Source organism: Erwinia plantamica, from assembly GCF_043420595.1.
Lineage (GTDB): Bacteria > Pseudomonadota > Gammaproteobacteria > Enterobacterales > Enterobacteriaceae > Erwinia > Erwinia aeris.
In genome coordinates this window covers 118,268-138,799 of record NZ_JBGCUC010000011.1, presented here as the reverse complement: position 1 = coordinate 138,799, position 20,532 = coordinate 118,268, and the positions used below count along the sequence as shown (strand labels likewise).

Sequence of the window (20,532 nt, the reverse complement as noted above, 5' to 3'; positions counted from 1 at the left end):
AACCTGGCTGCGTTTTTTCAGGACAGATTATGTCCTGAAGGATTAATGTTGCATTTTAAATGCAACATTAAAGGATAAGGCTATGTTTTGCGTGCAATGTGAACAAACTCAACGCCGTCTTACGGGTAACGGCTGTACCGGCGTGCGCGGCGCCTGTGGGAAACTGGCACAAACGTCAGATTTGCAGGATCTGCTGATTGCCACGCTTCAGGGGCTTTCCGCCTGGGCGCTGGTGGCGCGACAGCAGGGTATTATTCTGCATGATATCGACAGTTTCATACCAAAGGCGCTGTTTGCCACGCTAACTAACGTCAATTTTGATTCCTCACGCATCGTAGCGCTTGCCCGTCAGGCCATCAGCTACCGGGAACAGCTAAAAGCGTGCTGCAAGCTTCCTTGCAGCGCAGAAAATTATCCTGCGGCGGCAATAGTCCTGGAAAGCGATGACCCTGGGCAGCTACAGCAACAGGCGCTGGCGTGGCGCCCCAATCGCGGCCATGCGCATGAGGATATTATCGGTCTGCGCCTGCTGTGCCTGTATGGCCTGAAAGGCGCGGCGGCCTATATGGAACATGCCCATGTTCACGGCTACTTCGATAACACCATTTACCAACAGTTTCATCAGATCATGGTCTGGCTGGGCGCGCAGCCGGACAGCGCCAGCGATCTGCTGGCGGCGGCGATGGATATCGGCAAAATGAATTTCGCCATCATGGCGATGCTGGATAAGGCGCAGACCACCACTTACGGTTCGCCGCAGCCCGTGGCGGTTAATACCCGGCCGGTGGCGGGAAAAGCGATCCTGATTTCCGGGCACGATCTGCGGGATCTGCAACTGTTGCTGGAACAAACCGCAGGCAGCGGTATCAACATTTACACGCATGGCGAAATGCTGCCGGCACATGGCTATCCGCAACTGAAGCGCTATGCGCATCTGGTCGGCAACTATGGCAGCGGCTGGCAGAACCAGCAAAAAGAGTTCGCCGCCTTTCCCGGCCCGATCGTTATGACCTCCAACTGCATTATCGATCCTTTCAGAGGCGATTATCAGCAGCGTATCTGGACCCGCAGCATTGTCGGCTGGCCCGGCGTGAATCACCTGCACGACGACGACTTTTCTGCCGTTATCGCGCAGGCGCAGCAGATGCCGGGCTTCTCCACCAGCGAGATCCCCCGCACCATTACTACGGGCTTTGGCCGCCAGACGCTGCTTGACGCCGCCGACAGCGTGATTGAGCTGGTGAAACAGCATCAGCTGAGGCATATCTTTCTGGTAGGCGGCTGCGACGGCAATCGCGTGCAGCGCAGCTACTTTACCGATTTGGCCACCGCCATTCCCGATGACTGTCTGATCCTGACGCTGGGCTGCGGTAAATATCGCTTTAACAAACTGGCTTTCGGCACGCTGGGCGGCCTGCCTCGTCTGCTGGATGTGGGCCAGTGCAACGACAGCTATGCGGCTATCGTGCTGGCGGTCAGGCTGGCGGAAAAATTAAACTGCGACATTAACGATCTGCCTTTATCGCTGGTGCTCTCCTGGTTTGAGCAGAAAGCGATTGTCGTGCTGCTGACGCTCTTGTCCCTTGGGGTAAAAAACATTTACACCGGCCCGACGGCGCCGGGTTTTCTCACGGATAATCTTCAGGCGCTGCTGAAAAAAGAGTTTGGTCTGCGGCCGCCATCTTCCGTACCCGCAGATCTGGCAACGGCGCTGCATTGATGCCTTGCCGCATTATTTTCGCCTGCGGCGCGCGCCGTATAATGCCCTACCCTTTGCTCAGCCTCGACTATGCTTTTTGCTGAAGATCTCTCCCTTCGGGACACTGATTAAAGCTTTAAAGGAGCAGAAATGAAGCAAACGCTAGCCGCACTGGTGGCGAAAACACTTGAAAACGCCGGCGTAAAACGCATTTGGGGCGTAACCGGGGACTCGCTTAACGGGCTGAGCGACAGCCTGAACCGCATGGGCACCATCGAATGGATGCCGACTCGTCATGAGGAAGTCGCCGCTTTCGCTGCCGGGGCCGAAGCGCAAATCAGCGGTCAGCTTGCCGTCTGCGCCGGTTCGTGCGGGCCGGGCAACCTGCATCTGATCAACGGCCTGTACGACTGCCACCGCAACAACGTGCCGGTGCTGGCGATTGCCGCGCATATTCCCTCCAGCGAGATCGGCAGCGGCTATTTCCAGGAAACGCATCCGCAGGAGCTGTTTAAAGAGTGCAGCCACTACTGCGAGCTGGTTTCCAATCCCGAGCAGCTGCAACAGGTGCTGGGCATCGCGATGCGTAAAGCTATTATCAATCGGGGCGTGTCGGTCGTGGTTATTCCTGGCGACGTGGCGCTACAGCCCGCGCCGGAAAACGCTCGCGCCGAATGGTATCCGCCGCAGTTCCCTATCGTGCAGCCGCCCGCCAGCGAACTGGACAAGCTGGCGCAGCTGCTTAATGAAGCAAAAAATATCACGCTGATGTGCGGCTACGGCTGTGCGGGCGCGCATACGGAAGTGGTGCAGCTGGCGGAAACGCTGAAAGCGCCCATCGTTCACGCGCTGCGCGGCAAAGAATATATTGAGTACGACAACCCTTACGATGTCGGTATGACCGGCCTGATTGGCTTTTCATCCGGCTATCACGCCATGATGAATGCCGATACGGTGATCCTGCTGGGAACGCGTTTCCCTTACCGCGCTTTTTATCCTGAAAAAGCGAAAATTATCCAGATTGATATCGATCCAGGCAGTATCGGGTCGCATTGCCATGTGGATATGGCGCTGGTCGGCGACGTTCGGGCCGCCCTTTGCGCGCTGCTGCCGCGCCTCGAAGTAAAAGAGGATCGCGCGTTTCTGGATAAGGCGCTGAAGCATTACCAGGAAGCCAGAAAGAGTCTGGACGAGCTGGCGACCGCCAACGACAAACAGGCGATCCACCCGCAGTACCTGGCGCAGCAGCTTAGCGAGCTGGCCAGCGAAGACGCGATTTTTACCTGTGACGTCGGCACGCCTACCGTCTGGGCCGCACGCTATCTGAAAATGAACGGCAAACGTCGTCTGCTGGGATCGTTCAACCACGGTTCCATGGCCAACGCCATGCCGCAGGCGCTGGGAGCGCAGGCTATTGACAGGCAGCGCCAGGTGATAGCGATGTGCGGCGACGGCGGCTTCTCTATGCTGATGGGCGATTTCCTGTCGGTAGCACAGCTTAAGCTGCCGGTGAAGCTGGTGGTGTTTAATAACAGCGTGCTGGGCTTTGTGGCGATGGAAATGCAGTCCGGCGGCTATCTGACCGACGGCACCGAACTGCAAAACCCGGCATTTGCCGATATCGCCAACGCCTGCGGCGTGAAGGGCATTCGCGTGGAGCGCGCTTCCGAGCTGCCTCGCGCTATCGAAGAGATGCTGGCGCACGACGGCCCGGTGCTGCTGGATGTGGTCACAGCCAGCGAAGAGCTGGTGATGCCGCCGCAGATCAAGATGGAGCAGGCGAAAGGCTTTAGCCTCTATATGCTGCGCGCGCTGATCAATGGTCGCGGCGACGAAGTGGTCGAGCTGGCTAAAACCAACTGGCTGCGGTAAAACATTGGTCTGTCTCACGGACGCTGCGGCGTCCGTTTTGCCCTTTAAGGAGCGCAACGGTGATCGACTTACGCAGTGATACGGTAACCCGCCCTTCCGCCGCGATGTTGTCCGCAATGATGGCGGCGGAAACCGGCGACGATGTTTATGGCGACGACCCTACGGTTAACGCGCTGGAGGCCAAAGCGGCCGCACTCAGCGGGAAAGAGGCCGCGCTTTTTCTGCCGACCGGCACCCAGGCCAACCTGGTGGCGCTGCTCTGCCACTGCCAGCGCGGCGAAGAATATATCGTCGGCCAGCTGGCGCATAACTACAAATATGAAGCTGGCGGCGCGGCGGTGCTGGGCAGTATTCAGCCGCAGCCGATCCTTGCAGCAAAAGACGGTACGCTGCCGCTGGACGTGGTCGAACAGTTTATCAAGCCGGATGATTTTCATTTTGCAATGACCCGGCTGCTGAGCCTGGAAAACACCCATAACGGTAAAGTGCTGCCGCTGGCCTATTTGCAGGAAGCCTGGGCATTCACGCGCAGCCATAAGCTGGCGCTACATGTGGACGGCGCGCGCATTTTCAATGCGGCCGTGGCGCTGGGCGTCACGCTGCGCGATCTTACGCAGTATTGCGATACGCTGACAATCTGTTTGTCGAAAGGTCTGGGTACGCCGGTCGGCTCGCTGCTGTGCGGCAGCAAAGACTATATCGAGCGCGCGAAGCGCTGGCGCAAAATGACCGGCGGCGCCATGCGGCAGTCGGGCATTCTGGCGGCGGCCGGGCTTTACGCGCTGGAGCACAACGTCACGCGGCTCCAGGACGATCACGATAACGCCGCCTGGCTGGCCGCGCAGCTAAAGGCCGCTGGCGTGCAGGTTTCCAGCCAGAACACCAATATGGTGTTTGTGCGCCTGCCGGAACAGCAGGCCGCGCCGCTTAAAGCCTGGATGCGTGATAAGGGCATCGTTTTGCATACCGGTGCCGTGACGCGTTTGGTCACGCATCTGGATGTCGATCGTCCGGCGCTGGAAAAAGTGGTCGCGGAATGGAAAGCGTTTCTGGCCAGCCAGCCGGACTAATCGCCATACTTTTCTAACAGCGCCTCGGCGATAGCCTCGCTTTCCGCGTCCGCCACGCCTGAATAGTCAGCGGGCCGGAAATGCATCTGAAAAGCGGCAATCACCCGCTGTTGCTGCGTGGCCGACATATCAGGCGTCGCTTCATAGCCGTAGCGCGCCAGCAGCGACAGTAGATGCCCGCTGTCCGTCAGCTGGCCAGGCGCTCTTCCCGCCAGGTAATAGCTTACGCGAGCCTCGTCCGGCCAAGCGCCAATGCCCTGTTGATAAAGCCAGCGCCACGGAAACAGCGGGCCGGGATCCTGCTTGCGCTGCGGCGCGATATCGCTGTGTCCGACGACATCCTGCGGGCGAATACCGTAGCGCCGGGTGATATCCCGCGCCAGCGGCATCAGCGCGGCCATCTGCTCGCGGGAAAAAGGATACCAGGCTCGCCCTTGCGGCGTGCGGCGATAGCCCGGATTTTCCAGTTCGATACCGAGCGAGGTATCATTGAGCCGCGTCGCGCCGCGCCAGAAACTGATGCCCGCGTGCCACGCCAGCTCGGATTCCGGCACAAGCCGCAGCACCACCGGTTGCTTTCCATGCTGGAAGGGTTTGGCCGGAATAAGATAGTGCACGCTGACTTCCCGGTCGGTCAGCGTAGCCAGCGAGCGGGGAAAATCCTCAGCGGTATAGTGAATAACCAGCACCTTAATACGCGGACGAGCCCCGTAAGCGGTGTGGCGCGTATCCACTACGTAGCCATTCTGTTTTTCCAGACCGGATGTACAGGCGCTCAGTACGATGGCCGCCGCCAGCGCCGTCAGCAGGCGCATCAACGGCGTGTTTTAACCGCGGTGCCGCTGACGCTGACCATCAGCATACTGCTGTCTTTGCCAACGGTTTCGTAATCGATATCAATCCCGACCACGGCGTCCGCGCCCATGGCCTTCGCCTGCTCTTCCAGTTCGGCAAAGGCTATCTGGCGCGCTTTGCGTAACTCTTTCTCATATGCGCCGGAACGGCCGCCGACGATATCGCGAATGCCGGCAAAGAAATCGCGGAAGATATTGGCGCCCAGTATCGCTTCGCCGGTCACGACGCCGCAGTATTCCGTTATGGGCTGGCCTTCCAGCGTTGGGGTAGTGGAAAATTGCATGATTTTCTCCTTAACTTCAATCCAGGGTTTTAGCTCTTATGGCCAGGCAGACCAGCTATACTTTATGCTAAAAAACGCCATCCAGAAACCATAAGGAAATCAAGATGAAGTTACAGCTTGCCGCTCTGGCTCCGCTGGCGCTGCTGCTCAGCGCCTGTACCACGGTACAACCCGTCTTTAAGGATAATGGCAGCCGCACCTCTCCCTGCGTCGAAGGCGGCCCGGATTCTGTTGCCCAGGCGTTTTACGATCTGCGCCTTGAGCAGCCTGCTCAGGGCCTGCCGAACGCCACCCAGCTGGCTAAATATCGTCCTTACCTCAGCGACAGGCTCTATCAGACGCTGCTGAAGGCCGATAGCGATCCGCAAAAAGAAGCGACCCTGCGCGGGGATATCTTCTCAAGCCAGGCGGCGGGCGCCACCTCGGCGAGCGTAGCGGATTCATCGTCAATCCCTAACCACGACGCGCGCAATATTCCGCTGCGGGTTAAGCTCAGCCGCGACGGCGACAAGCCGCAAAGCTGGCAGGATGAAGTGCTGATGATCCATGAGGGCACCTGCTGGGCGGTGGACGACGTGCGCTATCTTGGCCCCGCGCCGCATATTGAAGGCGGCTCCCTCAGCCAGCGCCTGCTGCGATAGTGTTTTCCGCGCACCGCCGACGAGCGGTGCGCCTCTTTCCCCTGCTGCATTTTCATCCAGCCTCCCTCATTTTGTGCTAGCCTTGTAGTTAACTTGCCTGCATAAGCGAATTTTTCGCCGCGCTGATTGCATAACTATGCCGTCAACGTTAAGATTCGCAGAACTAATCGCTATTCACTTTTTGCGCATGAGTATTCAACTAAACGCTGTAAACTGCTTTTATGGCGCCCATCAGGCGCTTTTTGATATTCAGCTGACCTGCCCGGAAGGCGAGACGCTGGTGCTGCTCGGCCCAAGCGGCGCCGGCAAGAGCTCGCTGCTGCGCGTGCTGAACCTGCTGGAGATGCCGCGCTCCGGCACGCTGGGGATCGCCGGTCACCATTTCGACTTCAGCAAAGCGCCGGGCGACGCGGCTATCCGCGAGCTGCGTCAAAACGTTGGCATGGTGTTCCAGCAGTACAATCTCTGGCCGCACCTGACGGTGATGCAGAACCTGATCGAAGCGCCCTGCCGCGTGCTGGGATTAAGCAAGGATCGGGCGCTGGCTCGTGCCGAAAAACTGCTGGAACGCCTGCGCCTGACCAAATTCGCCGACCGTTTTCCTCTGCACCTGTCCGGTGGACAGCAGCAGCGTGTTGCTATCGCCCGCGCATTAATGATGGAACCGGCCGTGCTGCTGTTTGATGAACCAACGGCGGCGCTGGATCCGGAAATCACGGCGCAGATTGTGGCGATTATTCAGGAACTCTCTGAAACCAATATCACTCAGGTGATCGTTACCCATGAGGTCGAAGTGGCGCGCAAAACGGCCAGCCGCGTCGTCTATATGGAGAATGGTTATATCGTGGAACAGGGTGACGCCAGCCGCTTTACACAGCCGCAAACCGAAGCGTTTGCCAATTATCTTTCGCACTGATGCAGGACATAATGATGAAAAAAATCGTACTTGCCGCGCTGTTAGCCGGTGTAAGCCTGAGCGCCAGCGCCGCGCAGACCATCCGTTTTGCTACTGAAGCCTCTTATCCTCCTTTTGAATTTGTCGATTCCGACAACAAAATTCAGGGTTTTGATGTCGATTTAGCGAACGCGCTGTGTAAAGAGATGGACGCGACCTGCACCTTTACCAATCAGGCTTTCGACAGCCTGATCCCAAGCCTGAAGTTCCGTCGCTTCGACGCCGTGATGGCCGGAATGGATATTACGCCCGAGCGTGAAAAACAGGTGCTGTTTACCAAAGCCTATTACGATAATTCCGCTTTATTTATCGCGCAGAAAGGCAAAGTTGCTGACGTAGCCGCGCTGAAAGGCAAACGCGTCGGCGTGCAGAACGGCACTACGCACCAGAAATACCTGACCGAGAAACTGACGGAGGTAAAAACCGTGCCTTACGACAGCTATCAGAACGCCATTCTGGATCTGAAAAACGGCCGTATTGATGCCGTATTCGGCGACACGGCGGTGGTTAACGAGTGGCTGAAGCAGAACACCTCGCTGGCCGCGGTTGGTGAGAAGGTCACCGATAAAGACTACTTCGGCACCGGACTGGGTATCGCCCTGCGCCAGGGCAACACCCAGCTTCAGGGCAAATTCAACGCCGCGCTGGATAAAGTGAAAGCCGACGGCACCTATAAAACCATCTACAGCAAATGGTTCCAGCAATAACGGAATGAACGAATTTTATCCTCTTGCAAGCGCCGCCGGGATGACCGTCGGCCTTGCCGTTTCTGCGCTGGCCGCAGGCCTGATTCTGGCGATGATTTTCGCCGTCTGGGAATCCGCCCGCTGGCGGCCGGTCGCCTGGATCGGCACCGCGCTGGTGACGCTGTTTCGCGGGCTGCCGGAAATTCTGGTGGTGCTGTTCGTCTATTTTGGCGCCTCGCAGCTGTTACTGACGCTTTCCGACGGCTTTACGCTGCATCTGGGCTTCGCTTCATTGCCGGTGCAGATGACGATTGAGAATTTCGACGTCAGCCCGTTTCTCTGCGGCGTTATCGCGCTGTCGATCCTTTATTCCTCTTACGCTTCGCAGACGCTGCGCGGCGCGCTGAAGGCGGTGCCTCAGGGACAGTGGGAGTCGGGCCAGGCGCTGGGCATGAAAACGCCGGCGATATTCTTCCGTCTGATCCTGCCGCAGATGTGGCGTCACGCGCTGCCGGGCCTGGGCAACCAGTGGCTGGTGCTGCTGAAGGATACGGCGCTGGTATCGCTGATCAGCGTCAACGATATTATGCTGCAAACCAAAAGCATCGCCTCACGCACGCAGGAGCCTTTTACCTGGTACATGGTGGCGGCGGCGATTTATTTAATTATCACGCTGCTCAGCCAGCAGGTTTTAAAGCGTATCGAAGCGCGTACCACCCGTTTTGAGCAGGGGAATAACGGATGCTGAGCTATTTACCCGAGCTGCTGAAAGGGCTGCATACCAGCCTGACGCTGACGGTGGCCTCACTGCTGCTGGCGCTGCTGCTGGCGTTGCTGTTCACGGTGATCCTGTCGCTGAAGATCCCGGTACTGAGCCAGGTCGTGCGCGGCTATATTACGCTGTTCACCGGCACACCGCTGCTGGTGCAAATCTTTTTGATTTACTATGGGCCGGGACAGTTTCCTTCCATTCAGGCGATCCCGTGGCTATGGAACGGGCTGTCGCAGCCCTGGCTTTGCGCCCTGCTCGCGCTTTCGCTTAACAGCGCGGCCTATACCACCCAGCTGTTTTACGGCGCGGTCAGAGCTATTCCTGCCGGTCAGTGGCAATCCTGTGCCGCGCTGGGGATGAACCGTAAAGATACGCTGCGCATTCTGCTGCCCTACGCGTTTAAACGCGCGCTTTCCTCTTATTCCAACGAGGTGGTGCTGGTATTTAAGAGCACCTCGCTGGCTTATACCATTACGCTAATGGAAGTGATGGGCCAGGGACAGCAGCTTTACGGGCGAACCTACGACGTGACGGTTTTTGCCGCAGCAGGCGTCATTTACCTGTGCGTTAACGGCCTGCTGACGCTGATGATGCGCCTGATAGAACGACGAGCGCTGGCTTTCGAGCGCCGTAGCTGAGCCACCATGCCGGCGGCATCGGTCGTCGGCATTCGTCAAATAACAGCGCTTAACCGTCAGTTAATCCGCGCATAACGCCGCGGCGGCAGCCGTCATACTATCCCGATAATATTCACGCAAGGGCCGGAGACATGCTTAAGGTTTGCGTTTTTCTACTTGTCGGATTTGCTGCCAACGCGCTGGCCAGCGGCCCGCTTCGCTTTGCCACTTCGGCGACCTATCCGCCTTTTGTCTACCTGAATGCCGGGCATCAGCTGGTGGGGTTTGATATCGAGCTGGCAAAAGCCCTGTGCGAAAAAATAGCGCGGCAGTGCCTCTTTACCAATAATGATTTTGACCGCCTGCTGCCTTCGCTAAAATTCAACCGCTATGACGCGGTGATTTCCGGCCTGGATATTACCGAAGAGCGCCGGGAAGAGGCGGATTTCACCCAGCCTTATCTGGAAAGTTCCGGCATGGTGATTGCGGTTAAAGGCCGCTACGCCTCTTTAGCGGAGCTACGCGGCAAGCGCGTTGGCGTCGCCGATGCCACAACCTTACAGGCCTGGCTGCAAAGTTCGTGGCCGGATATCATTCCTGTCGCGTACGACAACTATCAGAATGCGCTTCTGGATATCCGCAGCGCCAGGCTCGACGCCATTTTTGGCGAGACGCCTTCCATGCAGACCATCCTGAGAAGCAATCCCGGCCTGGATGCCGTAGGCAAGCCGATTACGGATAATCGCTATTTCAGTGCAGGCCTGGGTATCGCGGTACGTAAAGGCGATAAGGCGCTGCTGGAGCAGCTGAATGGCGCGCTACAAAGCCTGAGCGATGACGGTACGCTGCACATGCTGAAGCAGCGCTGGCTTGGCCCGACAGCCGATCTGCCCGCCGAGTCAGAGATGCCGTAGCAGCGTCAGCACTTCGCCGTGCGCGGTATGCGGGAACATATCGAACAGCTGGACTTTAACAAGGGTGTATTCGCTCAGGCGGGCGATATCGGTAGCCATGGTCTGCGCGTTGCAGCTGGAATAAAGAATGAACGGCGGCGCCATGCGGCTCAGATACTCGCAGAGTGCGGCGCCAATACCGCGACGCGGCGGATTGACCAGCACCAGATCGGGCGTGCTGCCTTCGCCGGTAGCAAACGCCGTAGAGTCCAGCGCGGCGAAGCTGACTTTCTCCAGCCCCATCTTTTCCGCTGACCGTTTAGCGCAGGCAATGGCCTCCGCGCTGATTTCAATGCCGGTCAGCGACATCTCTGGCGTGGCGCAATGCAGGCCGAAGCCGCCTACGCCGCAGAACAGATCCCACATGCTTTTGACGCCCAGCTCGCTTACCCATGCTCTTGCCGTAGCGTACAGCGAGGCGGCTACCGCCGGGTTGGTCTGAAAAAAACTCTGCGGCCGGATCCACAGCGGCACGTCGTTCAGCTGGTCGGCCAGCGCCTGATTTTCCGTTAGCGGGATCTCTTCTTCGCCTTCCAGAATCGCCATATGCACCGGCTGAATATTGGCTGAAATCACGCTCAGCTGCGGCAGCTGCGCCTGCAGGGCGGGCAGCGCGTTAGTGAGCTGGGCCAGCTTCTCTTTGGATCGCAGCACAAAGCGCAGCATCAGCTCGCCGCTGCGGCTGCTTTCCGTCAGCAGGATAAACTTCAGCTCGCCGCGCCTGCGCGCCACGTTATACGGCGTCAGACCCGCGCGGGCGATAAAGGGTTTCAGCTGCGCAAATACCGCGGCGAAGCTGTCGGGATAAAGCGGACAGCCACAAAGATCGACTGGCGTCCCGTCGCGATGCACAATGCCGAGCAGCGGGCGCTCCACGCTGCCGCTGACCACCATTTTCGCCTTGTTGCGAAAACCCTGCTGCGCCGAAGTGACCGGCGGCAGCCATTCGCTGACCGCCTGCGCGGACAGAAGCTGTTGCAGCTCAGACTGCTTCTGGTTCAGCTGTTGCGAATAGGGGCGATCCAGCCACTGGCAGGAGCGGCAGCGATCGGCATCATAAAGGGCGCAGTGCATGTCAAATCTCGTCAAACAAAAGCGGGCGGGGATTGTACCACTGTGGGATCAGCGCTGCTGAAAAAATTCCCGGCTGCTGGCAGGGAAAAAGAGCAGCCCCAGCACCAGCAGGTCAGGCAGCTTTTGCGAGAGCAGCAGATGCCCCTGCTCGCCGCGCAGAGAAAATATTTCCGGGCCGATCCAGCCTGCCGACGCCATCAACATATAACCGATCACGATTAGCTGCGAACAGCCGTAGCCCAGGCGTCCCCAGCGGCGGCCATGTAGTAGCGCAAGCGCACAGCGCAGCTCAATAAAAAAGAGCAGCTGGCTGGCGATAAATATCAGGGTGGCGCTCCAGCTTTGCGCGGCAAGATGGATAACATTCAGCAGCGTATTCAGCCCCATTTCATGCACTTCCAGCGCGACGCTCAGGCAGCGTGTCATAATGATAGCGATTGCCGCCACCACCACGGGGACGGGGATCTCGCAGGCTGGCTCCTGTTTCAGCACCTCTGACATCATTTTCTCCCGTCCATGCTCCGTTTTAGTGCAGGTATGCCCGTGCAGCGTTCCCCTGCCCTCGTTTGCCGTGCTTTCGGCCACGGCTGTCGCTTCGTTAGCGCCAGAGAAAAAGAAAGCGCGAGGCTTTCTTTGCTCGATCCTCTTTCCTGGCACGATAACTGCTTCTCACCTGTTGAATTGGCAGCAATTTATGTTTAGTCCAGTTTACGCACAATTGCCACTGGATAAGATTTTTCGGATCGCTACTCGGGAGACAGAAATGGAGACTGGATCGGCAAAAGCTCGTGAACACTGGACGCCAGGCATTGGCGCTTATCTGGCCCTGATCGTGGCTATTCTCTTTTTTTCCGGCCTGTTTTTAAACGTGGAAGGGGCAAAATGGCTGGGCGCGTTTGACTTCACCACCCTCGGCGGCAAGTTCGGCACCATTAAGGATGCCGCGCGCGCCACCTTTCTCGGTGAGGGCGGCACGGGCGCTAAAGCCGGTTTTCTGTTTGCGCTTTCGCTGGTGCCGACGGTGATGCTGGCGCTGGGCCTGCTGGAAATCTTCACCCACTATGGCGCCATCCGCGCCGCGCATAAACTGCTGACGCCGCTGTTAAAACCTCTGCTCGGCATTCCGGGCCGCTGCGGGCTGGCGCTGATCACCGATTTGCAAAGCACCGACGCGGGCGCGGCGCTGACCAAAGAGCTGCACGATGAGAAACAGATAGGTAAAAAGGACGTGGTGATTATGGCCGCCTGGCAATACTCCGGCGCGGGGCTGATTAACAACTATTTTGCCATTGGCTCGGCGCTGTTCGTCTCGCTTTCCGTCCCGGTGCTGGTGCCGCTGGTGCTGATGTTTGTATTAAAGTTTGTTGGCGCTGCCGTGGTGCGCCTGGTGTTAGCTACTGTTTATAAGCAGGATTTCCAGCATGAAAAATAATCCGCCCGTTGCCGTTTCCCATAATCCTTTTGATGTGTTCGTGGTTGGCGCGCGCAAAGGGTTTCATATCGCTATTCATAATTTAATGCCTAACGTCATTATGGCGTACGTGATTGCCGAGATGCTTAACCTGCTGGGCGTGATGGCCTTTATCGGCAAGGTCTTTGCGCCCGTAATGGGCCTGTTTGGGCTACCGGGCGAAGCCGTGACGGTGCTGCTAACCGCCTGGCTTTCGTCGTCGGCCGGAACCGGCGTGGCGGTAAGCCTGCTGGCGAAAGGCGTGCTGACCGGCACCGATATTACCATCCTGGCGCCGGCCATCTTTCTGATGGGATCGCAGCTGCAATATATGGGTCGCCTGCTGGGCGTGGCCGACGTGCCGAAAAAGCACTGGCCGCTACTGATGCTGACCAGCGTTCTGAATGCCGTTATCGCCATGCTGGTGATGCGTTTTATCGCTTAATGGAGGCTTTATCGTGTTAAAAGTTTTGGAACATTACGCCTTTCTGCATGAAATCCCGGAGCTGGGATTTGAGGAGTTTAAGACTTCCGCTTACCTGGGTCAGCAGCTGAAAGCTGCCGGGTTTCAGGTGACGGAAAACGTCAACGGCACAACCGGTATCGTCGCCCTGCTCGACAGCGGCGTACCCGGCCCAACGCTGGCGCTGCGCGCCGATATGGACGCGCTGGGGCATATCATCGACGGCGAGGCCTGCGCGCGCCATACCTGCGGGCACGACGCGCACTCTTCCGTGGTGCTGACCGCCGCGCAGGAGCTAAAAGCAGAGAACGCAGTTAAACGAGGCCGCCTGAAGCTCATTTTCCAGCCAGCGGAAGAGTTGGGCACCGGCGCGCTGGCAATGGTAGCAGGCGGCGCGGTCGAGGATGTGGATATGCTGCTGGGCTTTCATCTTCGTCCGGCGGAGGAGTGCGCCGTCGGCACCGCGATCCCCGCCATGTACTATTCCGCCTGCGTCACTCTTGAAGCCACCATAGGTGGGCAAACCGCTCACGCCGCGCGGCCGCATTTGGGCATCAACGCGCTGGATGCCGCGGTCAGCGCCGTACAGGCTGTTAACGCCGTGCATATGGCGCCGGGTAAAAGCTGGAGCGCCAAGGCCACCCGGTTTTTATGCGATGCGGGCGTCACTAACTCCGTTCCCGACACGGCCCGCGTAGTGTTTGACCTGCGCGCGGCGGAAAACGAGGATATGACGCAGCTGCAAAGTCGGGTGGAGCGAGCGATAACGCAAAGCGCGGCGGCCTACGGCGCTACCGCTAAAATTGCAGTGCTGAAAGCGATGCCCGCCGCTGAGATCGATGCGGAGATGACGGCGCTGGTGGCGGAAGCGATCAAAGAGGTATTGGGTGAAGCGGCGTTAATGCCGGTACGCTCAACGCCGGGCAGTGAAGATTTCTTCCACTATCCCGTGCAGCGTCCGGCAATCAAAGCAGGGTTTTGGGGGCTGGGCACCGGCCTGACGCCGGGTTTGCACCATCCGGATATGCGTTTTGACCTGGATGCGCTGCCGGTCGGGGTGAAAATCTTTAAGGCCTGCGTGATAAAGATTTTAGGCTAGTCGCGCCGCCATTCAGGCTGGCGGCGCCGCCAGGCCGATCGTCCCTGATCGGCCTGCCGTTAGTGACCTTTTTGCGCGCGCTGCGCATCCCGAATGCGCTGTTTCTCTTCGTGCGCCATAAACCGCCAGGCAATAAAGCCAACAATACCCACCACAAACAGGATCAGCGACGCCAGCGCGTTAATCTCCGGATTAACGCCGCGCCGCACGGTGGCGAAAATCTGCATTGGCAGCGTGGTCGCGCCCGGCCCGGTAACGAAGCTGGCAATCACCAGATCGTCCAGCGACAGCGTAAAGGCCAGCAGCCAGCCGGTGACGATCGCGGGCGCGATCATCGGTACGGTGATCACGAAGAAGACCTTCAGCGGCGTGGCACCTAAATCCATTGCCGCTTCCTCAATAGAGCGGTCCAGCTCGCGCAGACGGGCGTTGATCACTACCGCTACATAGGCCGTACAGAAAGTAACGTGCGCCAGCCAGATAGTGAGCATGCCGCGATCGCCAGGCCAGCCAAAGGTATTGCCCATTGCCACAAACAGCAGCAGCAGCGACAGCCCGGTGATCACGTCCGGCATCACCAGCGGTGCGGTAAGCATAAAGGCGAAGCCGGTTGATCCCTTAAAGCGACCGAAGCGGACGATCGCTACCGCCGCCATCGTGCCCAAAATCACCGCGGCCGTTGCCGACAGCGCGGCGATGGTCAGACTCAGCGTGACCGCGCTTATCATCGCGCCATCGTGGAACAGCACGTTGTACCAGTGCAGCGAGAAGCTTTCCCAGGCGGCCAGCTGCGATGAGTTAAAGGAATAGACCACCAGCAGCACCATCGGCGCGTACAGGAAGAAAAAGCAGACTATCAGGATTGCAATACGCCACGGGGAGCGCACGGTCGGCAAAGCACTCATGCTTTTTCTCCCAGCTCTTTGTTCTGATGCTTATGAAACCAGATGATAGGCAGGATCAGGATCAGCAGAATAATTACCGCCAGCGCCGAGGCGACCGGCCAGTCGCGGTTGTTAAAGAACTCCTGCCACAGCACGCGGCCGATCATGATGCTGTCCGGGCCGCCGAGCAGTTCCGGGATAACGTACTCGCCGACTGCCGGAATAAACACCAGCATGGAGCCGGCGATAATGCCGCCTTTGGTCAGCGGCACTATCACGCTAAAGAACGTTTTCAGCGGACGGGCACCTAAATCCAGCGAGGCTTCCACCAGCGAATAGTCGATACGGGTAAGCGCGGTGTAAATAGGCAGCACCATAAAAGGCAGATAACAGTAGACAATGCCGATATAGACCGCGAGATTGGTATAAAGGATTGCCACCGGATGATCGGTAATGCCGCTCCACATCAGAAAACGGTTCAGCACGCCGTTATCGTTCAGAATGCCCATCCAGGCATAAACGCGCACCAAAAAGGAGGTCCAGGAAGGCAGGATCACCAGCAGCAGCAGGATATTGCGGGTAGAAGGCGAACTGTACGCCACGGCCCACGCCAGCGGATAGCCGATAATCAGGCAAGCTACGGTAGAAATTGCCGCCACCTGAAGCGAATGCAGATAGGCATCGATATAGAGCGGATCGTCCGTCAGCGTCAGATAGTTGCCAAAATTGATCACCGCGGTCAGCTGACCATCCGCCCAGCTGAACAGGTCCGTATAGGGTGGGATAGCTCGCGCAATATCGGCGAAGCTTATCTTGAGCACGATCAGAAACGGCAGCAGAAACAGCAGGACCAGCCAGAGATAAGGCAGCGCGATCGCCAGCTTGCGGCTTGAGCGCAGCCTGTTCAGCAATGCCGGACGTCTGGACGCAGTAACTTGAGTCATAAACGCCTCCCCTTATTGCGTCAGCACGACGCAGCTATCCGTATCCCAGCAGAGGCGGACTTCGTCTCCCCAGGTCGGTGCCCCTTTACGGAAGCGATAGCCATTCTGCAACTGCGCGCTGATCATCTGGCCGCTGTGCAGGCGCACATGGTAGATGGAGAGATCGCCCAGATAGGCAATATACACCACTTCGCCCACGGCAAAGTTACAGCCATCGGCGGGCACTTCATCGCTCAGCATGACTTTTTCCGGGCGCAGCGCCACGTGTACAGGCACGCCGTCCACAATGGATGCGTCGGAATCAACCTTCAGCGGATGGATCAGGCCTGGACTGTCGATAATCAGACCGTCTGGCTGGCGCTCGCGCAGCATTCCCTGAAAAATATTTGCTGAACCGATAAACTCGGCGCTGTAACGCGTAGTGGGATGCTCGTAAATCTCTTCCGGCTCGCCGATCTGCACGAACTTGCCGCGATTCATAATGGCGATACGTCCGGCCATCGTCATCGCTTCTTCCTGATCGTGAGTAACCATCACGCAGGTCGCGCCAACGCGCTCCAGAATGTCCACCACCTCCAGCTGCATCCGGTCACGGAGTTTTTTATCCAGCGCGCCCATCGGCTCGTCCAGCAGCAGCAGCTTAGGGCGTTTAGCCAGGCTGCGGGCCAGCGCCACGCGCTGCCGTTGTCCGCCGGAAAGCTGGTGCGGCTTGCGCTTTGCATACTCCTGCATATGCACCAGCGCCAGCATCTCACTGACGCGCTCGGCGATCTCAGCCTTGGGCAGCCGATCCTGTTTCAGGCCGAAGGCGATATTTTGCTCTACCGTCATATGCGGAAAAAGCGCATAGGACTGAAACATCATATTGACCGGGCGTTGATAGGGCGGCACGTGGGAGAGATCCTGGCCATCCAGCATAATCTGCCCGGAGGTAGGCGCTTCAAACCCGGCCAGCATCCGCAGCAGCGTGGATTTGCCGCAGCCGGAAGCGCCCAGCAGAGCGAAGATCTCACCTTTGTAAATTGTCAGATTGACGTCGTCAACCGCGTGCTGTCCGTCAAAGGACTTGGTCAGATTGCGAATTTCCAGCAGCGGCGTAACCGCCCTGCTGACTTTTTTTTGCGGACGAGGGATCGCGTCGTTCACTTCCATTACACTCCGGCGCTTTTAAACGGTCATGCCGTATAAAAAGAAAACAGAGGCGGGGTCGCCTCTGTGATAACTCAGTGAGGCTTCAGCTACTTGCCACTTTTAACTTTAGTCCATGCCCGCGTGCGCACACGATCGAGTTTCGGATCCTGGACTTTCAGCACAAACAATTTAGCCATCGTCTCCGCGTTGGGATAGATGCCCGGATTGTCGCGTACGCTGGCCTCCACTAACGGCACCGACGCTTTATTGCCGCTGGCGTAAAAAATCTTGTTGGAGATATTCGCCATCACGGCTGGCTCCATCAGATAGTTCAGGAACTGATAAGCCTCATCCATGTTCTTCGCATCTTTAGGAATGGCCAGCATATCGAAGAACGCCAGCGCGCCCTCTTTTGGAATGCTATAGGCGATGTTCACGCCGTTTTTCGCGGCGGCAGCGCGATTCTTCGCCTGCAGAACGTCGCCCGCCCAGCCGATAGCCACGCAGGTATTGCCGTTCGCCAGATCGTTAATGTACTGCGAAGAGTGGAAGTAGCGGATACTCGGACGCAGCTTCAGCAGCAGATCGGTCGCCGCGCCGGAATAATCTTTGGCATCACTGCTGTTAGGATCTTTGCCCAGGTAGTTCAGAACGGTAGCAAAAATCTCTTCCGGGGCGTCCAGGAAAGAGACGCCGCAGCTTTTGAGTTTTTCCAGATTCTCCGGCTTCAGCACCAGATCCCAGCTGTTAACCGGCGCATCTTTGCCCAGTGCGGCTTTCACCTTATCGACGTTATAACCAATGCCGGTGGTGGCCCAAAGGTAGGGAATGGCGTATTTGTTGCCCGGATCGTGCTGCTCAACCTTTTTCAGCAAATCAGGATCGAGGTTTTTATAATTTGGCAGCTTGCTCTTATCCAGCGGCTGAAAGACGCCGGACTGTAGCTGGCGCGCCAGAAAACTGGAGGATGGCACCACGATATCGTAGCCGGTGCTGCCGGCCATCAGCTTGCCTTCCAGCACCTCGTTGGAGTCGAACACGTCGTAGACGACTTTAATGCCGCTCTGCTTCTCAAAATCAGGCACGGTATTGGGCGCAATATAGTCGGACCAGTTATAGACGTGCAGCGTCTTATCCGCCGCCGTGGCGCCAGCTGAAACCGCCATCACCATGCCAGCAACCAAGCCTGACAACCATTTTTTACGCTGGTTGAACATGTTTTCCATCCTCCTGAACAGAGATAATTACGGCTAAAAGCGGGCCAACGGCGTTTCGCTTACTGTAAGGATTAGCCGCCGCGCTGTTAAATAGAAAAAACCTATACCTGCTGCGACCTTGCACACAAAATGCAGTTTCGCAAGGATAGTCCCACAATGCAGGCCAGACCAGAGCCGGGCGCAAAAAACGCCTTTTATCGATATTCGCCTGGTTTTACTCTATGCAAGCGAGCCGGGAGCGGTAAAACGGCGCAGAAAATAGGGGAAAAACGGCCCTGAGCCAGCATAAAAGCGGGAAAAGCGCGGGGGAAAAATGAAGGAAACGGCCGGATGCGGCCTTAAACAGGGAGATATGCGTCCGTCAGGGCCGCCAGGCCCTGAAATAGTGACTGAAAATCAGTGCAGCATAGAGTGTGAAGCGATGATTTCGCCGCGATCTTCCTCTTCGCTCATCATCAGCAGATGATTGGCAAAGGCTTCCATCACTACCATTGAGATCTGCTCTTCACTCTGCTTCATAAAATGCACGAACTGCCCATAGGTCAGGCCAGCCGTGATGGTAAGCGACTGGCAGACAATCAGCTTGGGCAGATTATCATCCTGGATATCAACGAAAGCTTTCACCGTCAGTGAACTGGCGTTGATCTGTGACAGATCGCCCACCAGCGGGATCAGTGCGGTGGGTTTGACTTCCGCCAGCGCGGAAAACAGAATAACGTTGTCCACCAGATCCAGCTTGGCATCAAACACCCCGTCGAAATTCTGCATATGCGGCAGGTGAAGCGCCTGACAGGAATCGCACTCAAACCAGGTGATGCTCTGCTGATCCAGCCAACGTCGTAAAAGCTCGATATCGGGAACGACGAGTGAATCCATGTAATTGGTCTCTTACTGCCTTAAAATTGCGCCCTAGCTTACGTAAAAAAGCCCCTGAACACCACGGCTGTGTAGTAAATATCAGGTCAACCGCCGGTTTTCAGACAGAAACCAGGCTTCGCCTGCTGCTCAATCCAGGCGATCATCTGCGTGGCGATATCCCTCCCCGTGGTCTTTTCGATGCCTTCCAGACCCGGTGAGGCATTAACCTCCATCACCAGCGGCCCGCGCTCGGCGCGTAAAATATCCACGCCCGCCACGTCCAGACCCAGCGTCGCCGCCGCGTGCACGGCAATCTCCCGCTCGCTGTCGGTGATCTCCACCCTGCGCGCTTTGCCGCCGCGATGCAGGTTCGAGCGGAACTCGCCTTCTTTGGCCTGCCGCTCAATAGCCGCCACTACCCTGCCGCCGATCACCAGGCAGCGGATATCCTTGCCTCTGGCTTCCTTGATAAATTCCTGCACCAGAATATGCGCGTTAAGGCCGCGGAAAGCGTCAATCACGCTTTCGGCCGCCTGACGCGTCTCCGCCAGCACCACGCCGATGCCCTGCGTGCCCTCCACCAGCTTGACGACCAGCGGCGCGCCACCCACCATCTCGATCAGATCGCTGGTATCGTCCGGCGAATGCGCAAAGCCCGTAATCGGCATGGGAATGCCTTCCCTGGCAAGCAGCTGCAAAGAACGCAGCTTGTCGCGCGCGCGGGTGATAGCGACCGATTCGTTAAGCGGATAGCTGCCGCAAACCTCAAACTGCCGCAAAACGGCCGTGCCGTAAAAGGTGATAGCCGGTCCAATACGCGGGATAACCGCATCATAATGGCTCAGCTGCCTGCCCTGGTAATGAATGGCCGACGATCCGGGATTGATATTCATATAGCAGGACAGCGGATCGATAACTTCAACGCTGTGACCGCGTAGCTGGGCGGCTGCCAGCAGCCGCTTGCAGGAATAGAGCGAGCCGTCCCGGGAAAGAATCGCTATTTTCACCC

At 57.7% G+C, this 20,532-nt stretch carries 22 protein-coding genes; 12 read left to right on the top strand and 10 right to left on the bottom strand.

Annotation, left to right across the window (positions count from 1 at the left end; translation table 11 throughout):
- Nucleotides 1–82 precede the first annotated feature (82 nt).
- The 3 genes from hcp to ltaE all read left to right on the top strand — a co-directional run bounded on the left by hcp (nt 83) and on the right by ltaE (nt 4,641).
- Nucleotides 83–1,720, top strand: a complete 1,638-nt coding sequence (gene hcp / locus AB3U87_RS13765; protein WP_394149393.1) for a hydroxylamine reductase — start codon at nt 83–85, stop codon at nt 1,718–1,720.
- Between the two features lie 129 nt (nt 1,721–1,849).
- The gene (gene poxB, locus AB3U87_RS13760; protein ID WP_301251231.1) at nt 1,850–3,571 is read left to right on the top strand and encodes a ubiquinone-dependent pyruvate dehydrogenase; all 1,722 of its coding nucleotides are present in this window, start codon (nt 1,850–1,852) and stop codon (nt 3,569–3,571) included.
- Between the two features lie 59 nt (nt 3,572–3,630).
- Nucleotides 3,631–4,641, top strand: a complete 1,011-nt coding sequence (ltaE, locus tag AB3U87_RS13755) for a low-specificity L-threonine aldolase (RefSeq protein ID WP_394149392.1) — start codon at nt 3,631–3,633, stop codon at nt 4,639–4,641.
- Here the strand turns inward: ltaE and AB3U87_RS13750 are convergent.
- Entirely contained in the window at nt 4,638–5,456 is an 819-nt protein-coding gene (locus tag AB3U87_RS13750; RefSeq protein WP_394149390.1) for an N-acetylmuramoyl-L-alanine amidase, read from the bottom strand. The genes ltaE and AB3U87_RS13750 overlap by 4 nt on opposite strands.
- Nucleotides 5,456–5,779, bottom strand: a complete 324-nt coding sequence (locus AB3U87_RS13745) for a heavy metal-binding domain-containing protein (RefSeq protein WP_125288747.1) — start codon at nt 5,777–5,779, stop codon at nt 5,456–5,458. Before AB3U87_RS13745 ends, AB3U87_RS13750 begins: the two co-directional genes overlap by 1 nt.
- A gap of 104 nt (nt 5,780–5,883) precedes the next feature.
- On the opposite strand from AB3U87_RS13745, the gene AB3U87_RS13740 reads away from it, so the two are divergent.
- The 6 genes from AB3U87_RS13740 (at nt 5,884) to AB3U87_RS13715 (ending at nt 10,364) form a co-directional block, all read left to right on the top strand.
- On the top strand, nt 5,884–6,420 hold the full coding sequence (locus AB3U87_RS13740; RefSeq protein ID WP_253454739.1) for a lipoprotein: 537 nt from the start codon (nt 5,884–5,886) through the stop codon (nt 6,418–6,420).
- 187 nt (nt 6,421–6,607) lie between these two features.
- Nucleotides 6,608–7,336, top strand: coding sequence for an arginine ABC transporter ATP-binding protein ArtP (gene artP, locus AB3U87_RS13735; RefSeq protein ID WP_253454740.1), 729 nt, complete (start codon nt 6,608–6,610; stop codon nt 7,334–7,336).
- Nucleotides 7,337–7,350: 14 nt separating this feature from the next.
- A complete protein-coding gene (artJ, locus tag AB3U87_RS13730) occupies nt 7,351–8,082 on the top strand; it encodes an arginine ABC transporter substrate-binding protein (protein WP_370733862.1) in 732 nt (243 codons plus the stop codon).
- 4 nt (nt 8,083–8,086) lie between these two features.
- Nucleotides 8,087–8,809: an arginine ABC transporter permease ArtQ gene (gene artQ / locus AB3U87_RS13725; protein WP_253454742.1), complete on the top strand. Its 723-nt coding sequence runs from the start codon at nt 8,087–8,089 to the stop codon at nt 8,807–8,809.
- Nucleotides 8,803–9,471 carry an arginine ABC transporter permease ArtM gene (gene artM, locus AB3U87_RS13720; protein ID WP_253454743.1) on the top strand — a complete coding sequence of 223 codons (669 nt, stop codon included), beginning with the start codon at nt 8,803–8,805 and terminating at the stop codon, nt 9,469–9,471. The genes artQ and artM overlap by 7 nt, the downstream gene beginning before the upstream one ends.
- 131 nt (nt 9,472–9,602) lie before the next feature.
- On the top strand, nt 9,603–10,364 hold the full coding sequence (locus tag AB3U87_RS13715; protein ID WP_253454744.1) for a transporter substrate-binding domain-containing protein: 762 nt from the start codon (nt 9,603–9,605) through the stop codon (nt 10,362–10,364).
- Here the strand turns inward: AB3U87_RS13715 and rlmC are convergent.
- The gene (gene rlmC, locus AB3U87_RS13710) at nt 10,350–11,477 is read right to left on the bottom strand and encodes a 23S rRNA (uracil(747)-C(5))-methyltransferase RlmC (RefSeq protein WP_369894913.1); all 1,128 of its coding nucleotides are present in this window, start codon (nt 11,475–11,477) and stop codon (nt 10,350–10,352) included. The two genes, AB3U87_RS13715 and rlmC, sit on opposite strands and share 15 nt — an antisense overlap.
- A gap of 48 nt (nt 11,478–11,525) precedes the next feature.
- Entirely contained in the window at nt 11,526–11,978 is a 453-nt protein-coding gene (locus AB3U87_RS13705) for a YbjO family protein (RefSeq protein ID WP_394149403.1), read from the bottom strand.
- 262 nt (nt 11,979–12,240) lie between these two features.
- On the opposite strand from AB3U87_RS13705, the gene AB3U87_RS13700 reads away from it, so the two are divergent.
- From AB3U87_RS13700 to AB3U87_RS13690, 3 genes are read left to right on the top strand one after another with little or no spacing between them, the layout of a single operon-like run.
- A complete protein-coding gene (locus tag AB3U87_RS13700; protein WP_125288756.1) occupies nt 12,241–12,909 on the top strand; it encodes a nucleoside recognition domain-containing protein in 669 nt (222 codons plus the stop codon).
- Complete coding sequence (locus AB3U87_RS13695; protein ID WP_370733861.1) at nt 12,899–13,372, top strand: YjiG family protein; 474 nt, start codon at nt 12,899–12,901, stop codon at nt 13,370–13,372. Before AB3U87_RS13700 ends, AB3U87_RS13695 begins: the two co-directional genes overlap by 11 nt.
- Nucleotides 13,373–13,385: 13 nt before the next feature.
- Complete coding sequence (locus tag AB3U87_RS13690; protein ID WP_253454748.1) at nt 13,386–14,489, top strand: M20 peptidase aminoacylase family protein; 1,104 nt, start codon at nt 13,386–13,388, stop codon at nt 14,487–14,489.
- 59 nt (nt 14,490–14,548) lie between these two features.
- Here the strand turns inward: AB3U87_RS13690 and potI are convergent, their stop codons facing one another.
- The 6 genes from potI to rimK all read right to left on the bottom strand — a co-directional run bounded on the left by potI (nt 14,549) and on the right by rimK (nt 20,530).
- On the bottom strand, nt 14,549–15,394 hold the full coding sequence (potI, locus tag AB3U87_RS13685; RefSeq protein WP_253454749.1) for a putrescine ABC transporter permease PotI: 846 nt from the start codon (nt 15,392–15,394) through the stop codon (nt 14,549–14,551).
- Nucleotides 15,391–16,317, bottom strand: a complete 927-nt coding sequence (gene potH, locus AB3U87_RS13680; protein WP_367652763.1) for a putrescine ABC transporter permease PotH — start codon at nt 16,315–16,317, stop codon at nt 15,391–15,393. Before potH ends, potI begins: the two co-directional genes overlap by 4 nt.
- 12 nt (nt 16,318–16,329) lie before the next feature.
- Nucleotides 16,330–17,463 carry a putrescine ABC transporter ATP-binding subunit PotG gene (potG, locus tag AB3U87_RS13675; RefSeq protein ID WP_125288891.1) on the bottom strand — a complete coding sequence of 378 codons (1,134 nt, stop codon included), beginning with the start codon at nt 17,461–17,463 and terminating at the stop codon, nt 16,330–16,332.
- A 92-nt stretch (nt 17,464–17,555) separates the two neighbouring features.
- Nucleotides 17,556–18,665: a spermidine/putrescine ABC transporter substrate-binding protein PotF gene (gene potF / locus AB3U87_RS13670; protein ID WP_253454750.1), complete on the bottom strand. Its 1,110-nt coding sequence runs from the start codon at nt 18,663–18,665 to the stop codon at nt 17,556–17,558.
- Nucleotides 18,666–19,061: 396 nt separating this feature from the next.
- A complete protein-coding gene (locus tag AB3U87_RS13665) occupies nt 19,062–19,541 on the bottom strand; it encodes a YbjN domain-containing protein (RefSeq protein ID WP_253454751.1) in 480 nt (159 codons plus the stop codon).
- An 86-nt stretch (nt 19,542–19,627) separates the two neighbouring features.
- The gene (gene rimK, locus AB3U87_RS13660) at nt 19,628–20,530 is read right to left on the bottom strand and encodes a 30S ribosomal protein S6--L-glutamate ligase (protein WP_253454752.1); all 903 of its coding nucleotides are present in this window, start codon (nt 20,528–20,530) and stop codon (nt 19,628–19,630) included.
- Nucleotides 20,531–20,532 lie beyond the last annotated feature (2 nt).

Excerpts from the sequence above, each read along its gene's own strand:
- hcp (WP_394149393.1), top strand. The coding sequence starts at position 83 with ATGTTTTGCGTGCAATGTGAACAAACTCAACGCCGTCTTACGGGTAAC.
- poxB (WP_301251231.1), top strand. The coding sequence starts at position 1,850 with ATGAAGCAAACGCTAGCCGCACTGGTGGCGAAAACACTTGAAAACGCC.
- AB3U87_RS13750 (WP_394149390.1), bottom strand. The coding sequence starts at position 5,456 with ATGCGCCTGCTGACGGCGCTGGCGGCGGCCATCGTACTGAGCGCCTGT.
- AB3U87_RS13745 (WP_125288747.1), bottom strand. The coding sequence starts at position 5,779 with ATGCAATTTTCCACTACCCCAACGCTGGAAGGCCAGCCCATAACGGAA.
- AB3U87_RS13740 (WP_253454739.1), top strand. The coding sequence starts at position 5,884 with ATGAAGTTACAGCTTGCCGCTCTGGCTCCGCTGGCGCTGCTGCTCAGC.
- artP (WP_253454740.1), top strand. The coding sequence starts at position 6,608 with ATGAGTATTCAACTAAACGCTGTAAACTGCTTTTATGGCGCCCATCAG.
- artJ (WP_370733862.1), top strand. The coding sequence starts at position 7,351 with ATGAAAAAAATCGTACTTGCCGCGCTGTTAGCCGGTGTAAGCCTGAGC.
- artQ (WP_253454742.1), top strand. The coding sequence starts at position 8,087 with ATGAACGAATTTTATCCTCTTGCAAGCGCCGCCGGGATGACCGTCGGC.
- artM (WP_253454743.1), top strand. The coding sequence starts at position 8,803 with ATGCTGAGCTATTTACCCGAGCTGCTGAAAGGGCTGCATACCAGCCTG.
- AB3U87_RS13715 (WP_253454744.1), top strand. The coding sequence starts at position 9,603 with ATGCTTAAGGTTTGCGTTTTTCTACTTGTCGGATTTGCTGCCAACGCG.
- rlmC (WP_369894913.1), bottom strand. The coding sequence starts at position 11,477 with ATGCACTGCGCCCTTTATGATGCCGATCGCTGCCGCTCCTGCCAGTGG.
- AB3U87_RS13705 (WP_394149403.1), bottom strand. The coding sequence starts at position 11,978 with ATGTCAGAGGTGCTGAAACAGGAGCCAGCCTGCGAGATCCCCGTCCCC.
- AB3U87_RS13700 (WP_125288756.1), top strand. The coding sequence starts at position 12,241 with ATGGAGACTGGATCGGCAAAAGCTCGTGAACACTGGACGCCAGGCATT.
- AB3U87_RS13695 (WP_370733861.1), top strand. The coding sequence starts at position 12,899 with ATGAAAAATAATCCGCCCGTTGCCGTTTCCCATAATCCTTTTGATGTG.
- potI (WP_253454749.1), bottom strand. The coding sequence starts at position 15,394 with ATGAGTGCTTTGCCGACCGTGCGCTCCCCGTGGCGTATTGCAATCCTG.
- potH (WP_367652763.1), bottom strand. The coding sequence starts at position 16,317 with ATGACTCAAGTTACTGCGTCCAGACGTCCGGCATTGCTGAACAGGCTG.
- potF (WP_253454750.1), bottom strand. The coding sequence starts at position 18,665 with ATGTTCAACCAGCGTAAAAAATGGTTGTCAGGCTTGGTTGCTGGCATG.
- AB3U87_RS13665 (WP_253454751.1), bottom strand. The coding sequence starts at position 19,541 with ATGGATTCACTCGTCGTTCCCGATATCGAGCTTTTACGACGTTGGCTG.